This is a genomic window from Paracoccus onubensis, from assembly GCF_003591515.1.
GTDB classification, from domain to species: Bacteria; Pseudomonadota; Alphaproteobacteria; order Rhodobacterales; family Rhodobacteraceae; genus Paracoccus; species Paracoccus onubensis.
This window is the reverse complement of the sequence record NZ_QZCG01000010.1, coordinates 213,752-220,573: the sequence shown is the minus strand read 5'-3', so window position 1 is coordinate 220,573 and position 6,822 is coordinate 213,752. Positions and strand designations below refer to the sequence as shown.

7 protein-coding genes and 1 riboswitch are annotated in these 6,822 nt (G+C 59.9%); of the genes, 2 read left to right on the top strand and 5 right to left on the bottom strand.

The window, feature by feature from the left end:
* Window positions 1-142: 142 nt before the first annotated feature.
* Complete coding sequence (gndA, locus tag D3P04_RS15680; RefSeq protein WP_119750520.1) at window positions 143-1,537, bottom strand: NADP-dependent phosphogluconate dehydrogenase; 1,395 nt, start codon at window positions 1,535-1,537, stop codon at window positions 143-145.
* Window positions 1,538-1,660: 123 nt separating this feature from the next.
* Window positions 1,661-1,749: riboswitch (TPP riboswitch) on the top strand.
* A 39-nt stretch (window positions 1,750-1,788) separates the two neighbouring features.
* Between gndA and thiD the strand changes: the two genes are divergently transcribed.
* Window positions 1,789-2,589: a bifunctional hydroxymethylpyrimidine kinase/phosphomethylpyrimidine kinase gene (gene thiD / locus D3P04_RS15675; protein WP_119750583.1), complete on the top strand. Its 801-nt coding sequence runs from the start codon at window positions 1,789-1,791 to the stop codon at window positions 2,587-2,589.
* Between the two features lie 290 nt (window positions 2,590-2,879).
* Here the strand turns inward: thiD and D3P04_RS15670 are convergent, their stop codons facing one another.
* Window positions 2,880-3,323 carry an iron-sulfur cluster assembly scaffold protein gene (locus tag D3P04_RS15670; protein ID WP_119750518.1) on the bottom strand — a complete coding sequence of 148 codons (444 nt, stop codon included), beginning with the start codon at window positions 3,321-3,323 and terminating at the stop codon, window positions 2,880-2,882.
* Window positions 3,324-3,385: 62 nt separating this feature from the next.
* On the opposite strand from D3P04_RS15670, the gene hisI reads away from it, so the two are divergent.
* The gene (gene hisI, locus D3P04_RS15665) at window positions 3,386-3,742 is read left to right on the top strand and encodes a phosphoribosyl-AMP cyclohydrolase (RefSeq protein ID WP_119750516.1); all 357 of its coding nucleotides are present in this window, start codon (window positions 3,386-3,388) and stop codon (window positions 3,740-3,742) included.
* 9 nt (window positions 3,743-3,751) lie between these two features.
* Here the strand turns inward: hisI and gluQRS are convergent, their stop codons facing one another.
* From gluQRS to D3P04_RS15650, 3 genes are all read right to left on the bottom strand, one after another.
* Entirely contained in the window at window positions 3,752-4,609 is an 858-nt protein-coding gene (gene gluQRS, locus D3P04_RS15660) for a tRNA glutamyl-Q(34) synthetase GluQRS (RefSeq protein ID WP_119750514.1), read from the bottom strand.
* A complete protein-coding gene (gene trmFO / locus D3P04_RS15655) occupies window positions 4,591-5,928 on the bottom strand; it encodes a methylenetetrahydrofolate--tRNA-(uracil(54)-C(5))-methyltransferase (FADH(2)-oxidizing) TrmFO (protein WP_119750513.1) in 1,338 nt (445 codons plus the stop codon). Before trmFO ends, gluQRS begins: the two co-directional genes overlap by 19 nt.
* Before the next feature lie 113 nt (window positions 5,929-6,041).
* Window positions 6,042-6,692, bottom strand: a complete 651-nt coding sequence (locus D3P04_RS15650; RefSeq protein ID WP_119750511.1) for a 50S ribosomal protein L25/general stress protein Ctc — start codon at window positions 6,690-6,692, stop codon at window positions 6,042-6,044.
* Window positions 6,693-6,822 lie beyond the last annotated feature (130 nt).

Here is a 6,822-nt window from a genome sequence, read left to right as displayed (position 1 = left end):
GCCCCCGGACCCCCGAGATATTTGGGCAAAGAAGAAAGAGGGTAAAACGGTCGGATCCGGCAGGTAACAGAGTGATTGCGGATTGCATGGAGCGGATGCCAAACGCCGTCATCGCACTCCATCCGTGACCAGACTTTGCTTCCTAGCTTCCCCAGGGACCATGCGGCTCGTTGCGGCCATCGAGGCGTTCGAAACCATGCGCGCCGAAGAAATCGCGCTGCGCCTGAATCATGTTTGCGGTACCGCGACCGGTGCGCATCATGTCGAACCAGATCAAACCCTGTGCCAGGGCGGGAAGAGGATGGCCCTGCCGGGTCGCCTCGACCACGACCTGCCGCAAGGCGGGCAGGCTGTCTTCCAATCGCGTCGCAAAGGCCGGAGCCATGATCAGATTGCGGTCGGGATGTTCGGTCAGGGCCTCGGCCATGTCGTTGAGCATGGATGAGCGAATGATGCAGCCTGCGCGCCAGACACGGGCGATTTCCGGCAATGGCAGAGACCAGCCGAATTTCTCGGATGCGGCCGAGATCATTGCAAATCCCTGCGCATAGCACAGAATCTTGCCTGCGATCAGGGCGCGTTCCAGTATCGGTTCCTCGATGATACATGGCTGCGGGGCCGGGCCGAAGCGATCCTGAATTTCTTTCCGCTCATCCAGCCGGGCAGAGATGTTTCGCGCCATGACGGCGGCCTCTATCACCGGGATGGGCGCCGCAAGATGCTGCGCTTCGATCGCGGTCCAGCGTCCTGTGCCTTTCTGACCGGCACGATCCAGAATCACGTCCAGCATCGGCTGGCCGCCATGCGGGTCAGAGGCGCGGGCGACCTTGCCCGAAATCTCGATCAGGTAGGATTGCAGCGGGCCTTCGTTCCAGCCCTCGAATATTTCGGCGATGCGCAAAGCGGGCAGGGACATGCCGTCGCGCATCAACCCGTAAATCTCGGCGATCATCTGCATATCGGCATATTCGATGCCGTTATGCACTGCCTTGACGAAATGCCCTGCACCCTGTTCGCCCATCCATGTGGCGCAGGGCGTGCCATCCTCGGCCTTGGCGGCAATAGCTGTCAGGATCGGTGAGATCCGGTCCCAATCCGCCCGATTGCCGCCGCCCATGATCGAAGGGCCGTGACGCGCGCCGTCCTCGCCTCCCGAAACGCCCATGCCCAGGAAGCGGACGGGCAATTTCGCATTCGCCCGGCGATTCGTGTCGTGAAAATTCGCGTTCCCGGCATCGATCACCAGATCCTCTGGCGCCAGCAGCGGTGCAAGCGCCTTGATCTGCTGATCGACCGGATCGCCCGCAGGCACCATCAGGATGATCGCGCGGGGCGGTTTGATGGCGGCGACCAGATCTTCAAGGCTCTCGGTCGGGATCACCCGCGAAGCGAGTTCGCCGGATTCCCGATGAAAATCGCGCGTAACCTGTGCGGTGCGGTTGAAGACTGCGACCGGAAAGCCCTTCTCCGCGATATTCAGCGCAAGCGCCGATCCCATGGTGCCAAGCCCGATCAATCCGATCTCTGCGTCTGCCATTGCCTCGCCTTTCCCTACAACTTTTGGATACTGGTTAGAGCTTGTGCCCGGCAGAGTCACGCCCCGGCTTGAATGCCGGGAATCCGGCGGGACTTGTGCAGGTCGTCGAGTTCTGTTTTCCTGAGCCTGTGACGGGGGCGCCCCTGGGCTGAGATGAACCCTTTGAACCTGAACCGGATCATGCCGGCGTAGGAAGTCGCGTTGCTGTCATGGAAATCCCATGCCGCGCGCGCCGCGCCGCGGGAGGCGAAATGATACCGAATATTCTGTCTATTGCGGGTTCCGATCCCTCTGGCGGAGCGGGGATACAGGCCGATCTCAAGGCGATTTCAGCGAATGGCGGCTATGGCATGGCGGCGCTTACCGGGTTGACGGCACAGAATACATGTGGCGTCAGCGGTATTCACATGGTGCCGCCCGCCTTTATCACCGCGCAGATTCAGGCGGTTTTCGAGGATATTCGCGTGGATGCGGTGAAAATCGGAATGCTTGGCGACGCGGCGGTGATCGCGGCGGTTGCGCAGGCTCTGGACGGCTGCGCCTGTCCCATTGTGCTGGACCCCGTGATGGTGGCGAAAAGCGGGGATCGCCTGCTTGCCGCACAGGCGGTGGCGGCGCTGCGCGACCATCTGATCCCACGCGCTACGGTGATTACGCCGAATCTGCCGGAAGCCGCGGATCTTCTGAGCTGCCCCGAGGCACAGGATCGCGCACAGATGGAGGAACAGGCCGCGGCGTTGCTTGAGCTTGGTTCCGGGTTGGTGCTGCTGAAAGGGGGGCATCTTGGCGGGTGTGATTCGCCCGACTTGCTGATGAGCGCGAATCGGGGGATTTGGCTGGAAGGCCCCCGTCATGCGACCCGGAACAGTCATGGTACCGGCTGCAGTCTGTCTTCGGCGCTAGCGACCGCACTGGTCCTGTCTGAAGATGCAGAACAGGCTGTCAGATCCGCAAAATCATACGTTTCCAATGCGATAGCGGGTGCCGATCGGCTATGTGTAGGGCAGGGGCACGGCCCCCTCGATCATTTCTGGAAGTTCCGAAATTCCTGAATGTTCTCGAAAAGTTCTTTACATCGATGCCGCAATATGAGAACAAAACGGCAACACGAAGGAGTTGTTGCCATGAATCGCGAATTCGCTTCCGATCTGTTGGGTGTCGCCGCGCTATCCGTGACCACAGTTGTCATTCTTTGGTTACCCGCCATCCTGCAGGCCTGATTTCTCTGCCCCGCGTGTAAGCCGGCGCCTTCGCCTGTGCGCCGTCACTGTCTCCCTGTCACGCGTAACTTGACCGGCCCCTTGTGGGCCGGTTTTTTCTTGATGCTTCGCGATTGGGCCGGTCAGGCTTTTGCTTGCACCTCGTCAATTGCAGCCAGCACCGCCTCCCATGCCAGCAGGATCGAGGCGTGACGATTGGGGTATTCCCGTGCGGGCAGCAAAGCTTCAAGCTCCTCGAATGGTTCCGTGGGAGGCGCGGCATCCTGCTTCAGCATTGCCCGCAACTGATCGCGTGCGGTTTCAAGACGGTCGCGGGTCTGACCGATCACCGCCTTGCCCAGCACGGATGCCGAGGCTTGTCCCAGGGCGCAGGCCCGGACTTCCTGTGCAAATTCCGCGACGCGGCCGTCCTTCATCGTTACATCGACGGTCACTGATGATCCGCAATGCGGCGACCGGCGCATGGCGCTGCCATGAGGCGCAGCCAGGCGGCCCTGATGCGGAATTTCCGTCGTCAACGCCAGAATCCGGCGCGAATATAGCTGCATCACATCGCTGTCGCCCATCGGTCCTTTTCCGCGCGTTCCATCCGTCCTAGATAGGTGTCCCGATAACGAAAGGAAACCCGATGTTCGATCCGGCCAGCCTTAAATATGACGTGAATGGTCTGATTCCGGCAATTGCGCAGGATGCCGAAAGCCATGACGTGCTGATGATGGCCTGGATGAATGCCGAGGCCGTCGCACAGACTTTGCAGACCGGGCGCGTCACCTATTGGTCACGTTCGCGGAAATCCTTCTGGGTCAAGGGGGAAAGCTCGGGTCACGTGCAAGAGTTGGTTGAACTTCGGGTCGATTGCGATCGCGACTGTCTGCTGGTGCTGGTTCGCCAGACTGGCCCAGCTTGCCATACCAACCGCCGCAGTTGCTTCTACACCGCCATCCGGGAAGGCGCAGAAACCGAGATCATGAAACCGATGATATGAGCCGGCGCGTCATGGTGTCAGCCCGATCATGAGACGGATGTCGTCAGACGTTAAGCCTTCTTCCCGGTAATGGCGGATTGCCCGCGCATCGTCCCGCTTGGCAAGCCGTCTGCCGTGGCTGTCGCGGATCAGCCGGTGATGGTGATAAAGCGGCGTCGGATAATCGAGTAATTTCTGAAGAAGAACATGTATCCATGTGGAATCAAACAAGTCCTTTCCGCGTGTAATGACATTTATCCGCTGCATCGCGTCATCGACCACGACCGCAAGATGATAAGATGTACCCATGCTTCGACGCGATAGAATCACATCACCAATGCCATTCAGGAACTCTTCCCGGCTCAGATTGTGATCGTGGCCGGGCATGATCGCCTCGTCGCGGAATGTCAGCCGGTCGAGGCCAAGCGCATCAAAGGCGCGCGCCACATCAAGACGAATGACATCTTCCGACCCAATCCCGGCCATCGACCTGCCGCGACAGGTTCCCGGATAGATCAGACCGTCGGGACCGGCAGGCAATGCATGCTCTTGTGGGGCAGACAGTGCCGCCCGGATATCACCACGACGGCAGCGGCAGGGATAGCATAGGGAATCCAGCCGCTTCAGAGCCTTGCCATAAGCCGCCATCCGATCGGATTGCTTCAGGACCGGGTGCTGCCAGTTCAGTCCCAGCCAGTCGAGATCCTCATAGATCGTGGTCTCGAATTTGGGCTTGCACCGGTCTCGGTCGATATCTTCGATCCGAAGAAGAAATTCGCCCGGACTGGCCGAACGCGCGGCGATACAGGCCGCATAGGCGTGCCCCAGATGCAGCAGCCCGGTCGGAGACGGGGCAAAGCGCGTGCGCCTTACTGCACCGCCAGCCATGATCTGAAATCCTCTTTGGCGCGTGCGGTATAGGCGGGATAGCGCTCCTTGCGTCCTCTGCGCCCGCCCCGCATCTCCTCAAGCGGAGGAAACAGACCGAAATTCACGTTCATGGGCTGAAAGGTTTTCGCATCTGCTCCGCCAGTGATGTGATTCACCAATGCCCCCATTCCGGTGGTAAAGGCGGGGGGCGGCAGGTCATTTCCTTTTGCCTGCGCCGCTGCCATGCGCCCGGCCAGAAGCCCCATGGCGGCGCTTTCGACATATCCCTCGACCCCGGTGACCTGTCCGGCGAAACGCAGATTCGGGCGCGACCGCAGGCGCATGCGATCATCCAGCAGGGTGGGCGAGTTCAGGAAGCTGTTGCGGTGAATGCCGCCAAGACGAGCGAAACCGGCATTTTCCAGCCCGGGAATCATCCGGAAAACCTGTGTCTGGGCGCCATGTTTCATCTTGGTCTGGAATCCGACTATATTATACAGCGTTCCCAATGCATTGTCGCGTCGCAGCTGAACGACGGCATAAGCTTTTTCGTCCGGTTTATGAGCGTTGGTCAGGCCAATCGGCTTCATCGGACCGTGACGCAGGGTTTCACGACCACGCTCGGCCATGACTTCGATGGGCAGACAGCCGTCGAAATAACCGGCCATTTCGCCTTCGTGAAATTCGGCCTTTTCGGCCGCAAGAAGAGCATCGATGAAAGCTTCATACTGATCGCGCGTCATCGGGCAATTGATATAGGCGCGGCGCTCTTCCTCGGTTTCGCCCTTGTCGTAGCGGCTTTGCTCCCAGGCGATGCTCATGTCGATCGTGTCGGCATGGACAATAGGGGCAATCGCATCGAAAAACGCCAGGGATTCGGTGCCTGTGACCGCGCGGATCGACGCGGCCAGCCGGTCCGATGTCAAGGGTCCGGTGGCGATGATCCAGTTGCCCGTATCGGGAAGTTCAGTGACCTCGGCCGGACGAAACCCGATCAGCGGCTCATTCCGCAATGTGGCGGTAACGGCTTGGGAAAATGCCTCGCGATCCACAGCAAGGGCTCCGCCCGCAGGCAATTTGTGACGATCGGCCATGGCCATGATCAAGCCGCCTGCCGCCCGCATTTCCCAATGCAATTGGCCTACGGCATTCATGACATCGTCATCAGACCGGAAGGAGTTCGAGCAGACCATCTCGGCGCAGTCACCGGTTTTATGCGCGAAGGTCGCGACCTTGGGGCGCATTTCATGCAGGATGACCGGCACGCCCGCACGGGCGATCTGCCAAGCGGCCTCGGAACCGGCAAGACCTGCGCCGATGATATTGACGGGCTCCATACGGTCCTCGTTGGGCTATGTTCGACAGAGGGGCTGGCTATCAGCACTGGCAGGAAAAGGAAAGGGCGGCGCCTGACGGCACCGCCCCGAACCATTCCATGATGGAAAGGCGATTATTCCTCGGCAGCCGCTTCGGCGGCTTCTTCCTTGGGTGCGTCAGCTTCATCCGACTCATCGTCATCCGAAGATTTCAGGGCCGACGGTGCCGCGATATTGGCGATCACGAAATTACGGTCGATGGTCGGCTTGGTTCCGGCGGGCAGTTTGACGTCTTCGATATGCACACCATCGCCGATTTGCAGGCCGGACAGGTCAACGGTGATCTGCTCGGGAATGTCGCCGGCAGTCACGATCAGCTCGACCTCCGAGCGTACCGTCACGATCGTACCGCCCTTGCGCAGGCCGGGGCAATCGTCATGGCCGACGAACTCGACCGGAATGAACAGGTTCACTTTCGACGTACGGCGCAGACGCATGAAGTCGACATGGATCGGCAGATCCTTGACCACATCCTTCTGAACGTCACGGCAGATGACGCGAACGTCCTCTTGTCCTTCGACTTTCAGGTTCCACAGCCGGGAGAGGAAACGTCCTGCTCGCAGCTTGGTCAGCAGCTCGTTGAAATTGAAGGCGACAGGAAGCGGGTCCTTGTTGTCACCATATACGATGCCGGGCACCTTGCCTTCGCGGCGAATCTGGCGGGCGGCCCCCTTGCCTGTCCCCGCGCGTGCCTCGGCCACCAGATCCGGGATCTCTTTGGCCATTGTTTTCATCCTTAACAAGTGTTGACGCTGTCATCCTCCAAGGGTGCATGACAGCAAGGTGGGGCCTATAGCGCAGGATGGACAGGTTGTGAAGGGGAAATATGTAAAGCAATCGCCGTCACTGGATTAT